The organism is Pseudomonas sp. QS1027, from assembly GCF_002814235.1.
Classification (GTDB): Bacteria; Pseudomonadota; Gammaproteobacteria; order Pseudomonadales; family Pseudomonadaceae; genus Aquipseudomonas.
Map to the genome: position 1 here is coordinate 1 of NZ_PHSU01000053.1, position 1,313 is coordinate 1,313.

Sequence of the window (1,313 nt, forward strand, 5' to 3'; positions counted from 1 at the left end):
GCTGTCCCGTCCTGAATAAGGTTTACACCTTCTGATCTTTTTTCAGGAGGACGCAATGGATTCAGGCAAAAGGCGCAGTCAGCGAGATTACACGCTGGCTTTTAAATTGTCGGTCGTCGATCAGGTCGAAAAAGGCGAGTTGAGTTATAAAGAAGCTCAACGGCGCTATGGCATCCAAGGCCGGTCTACGGTGTTGGTGTGGCTACGCAAGCATGGTCGGCAGGATTGGAGCCAAGGCGCGTCTATTCGAGTGTTGAGGACCAGGTCCATGGCCGAGCCAACTCTACCGCTGACACCCGAGCAGCGAATCAAAGAGCTTGAAGAACAGCTAGTGCTGAGCAATCAGAAGGCTCAGTTTTTCGAAGCTGTCGTGAATGTTTTGAAAAACGACTACGGTATTTCCGTTGTAAAAAAGCGACCCGGCAAGTCCTCTCGCAAGGGCAAATCGAAGACCTGAGCATCACCAGGGCTTGCCTGTTCATGGGGATTTCTCGTCAGGCCTATTACAAGCGCAATCGGGCTTACGATGCACGGCTCAGCCACAATCAGCGGATAGTGGACTTTGTCTTGGAAAAGCGGCGACGTCAGCCAAGACTCGGAACGCGCAAGCTGCACCATTTACTGCATAGCGAAGCAGAAACAGCGTTGCAGGTAGGGCGAGACCGCTTGTTTGCGATCTTGCGAGAAGCGCGCGAACTGGTTCCTCGCAAGCGGGCTTATCACAAAACGACCCATAGCCATCATCGCTTTCGACGCCATCCCAATCTGCTCAAGGCAGGCTCGGAACAAGTCGTCGCCAACGGGCCTGAACAGGTATGAGTTGCGGATATAACTTACCTGCCCACCCAAGAAAGCGTGGCCTATCTGAGTCTGATAACCGACGCTTACTCGCGAAAAATAGTGGGCCATCACGTGCATGAAAGCCTGCACACAGAGTCTGTGATCAGAGCGCTGAAGAATGCCATCGCAGAGCGAAAGACCCAGCAGCCGCTGGTCCATCACTCAGACCGGGGTGCCCAGTACTGTTCTGATCTTTATCAACGACTGCACATCAGGCACGGCATTACCTGCTCGATGACGGACGGTTATGACTGCTATCAGAACGCTATGGCCGAGCGAGTAAATGGGATTTTGAAGACCGAGTTCCTGCTGCACCGACCAAGGGACTTGGCAGAGGCGAAGAAAATGGTGGATGAATCGGTCCTGATCTACAACGGAGAACGGCCGCATTTGTCCCTGAAATACAAAACGCCCGATGCGGTGCATCGGGCGTTTTGAGTGAAACAGGTGTCAACCTATTTCAGGACTAGACA

At 52.9% G+C, this 1,313-nt stretch carries 1 pseudogene; it reads left to right on the plus strand.

What is annotated here, in order from left to right:
* The first annotated feature begins 55 nt into the window (after positions 1–55).
* A pseudogene (locus CWE01_RS32910) lies at positions 56–1,278 on the plus strand (IS3 family transposase).
* The last annotated feature ends 35 nt before the right edge of the window (positions 1,279–1,313 follow it).